This window comes from Mesorhizobium sp. M4B.F.Ca.ET.214.01.1.1, assembly GCF_004791545.1.
Taxonomy (GTDB): Bacteria; Pseudomonadota; Alphaproteobacteria; order Rhizobiales; family Rhizobiaceae; genus Mesorhizobium; species Mesorhizobium abyssinicae.
Genome location: NZ_SRUX01000188.1, coordinates 1 through 330, shown reverse-complemented (window position 1 = coordinate 330; position 330 = coordinate 1). Strand labels below are relative to the sequence as shown.

Sequence of the window (330 nt, the reverse complement as noted above, 5' to 3'; positions counted from 1 at the left end):
GGAAGGCCTGAGGAAATCCTTTGGCCAGAACGAGGTGCTTGGCGGCATCTCGGTCGACTTGTTTGCCGGCGAGGTGACCGTGCTGATGGGCGCCAACGGTGCTGGCAAGTCCACCCTGGTCAAGATCGTCAGCGGGGTCTATTCGCGCGGCAGCGGATGCATTCGGCTTGCCGGTCAGGGCTTCGACCCGCAGACACCCGCCGAAGCCATCCGCGCCGGGGTCGTCACCGTGCACCAGAACATCAATGACGGCGTGGTGGCCGATATCGACGTCGCTACCAACCTAACGCTGGACCGGCTGAGCGGCAAGGGCGCATCGCTGCTGTTCAA

1 protein-coding gene is annotated in these 330 nt (G+C 63.9%); it reads left to right on the top strand.

The window, feature by feature from the left end:
- Positions 1 to 330: ATP-binding cassette domain-containing protein (locus EN857_RS33830; RefSeq protein ID WP_135897714.1), on the top strand; the 330-nt coding region annotated here is incomplete at both ends.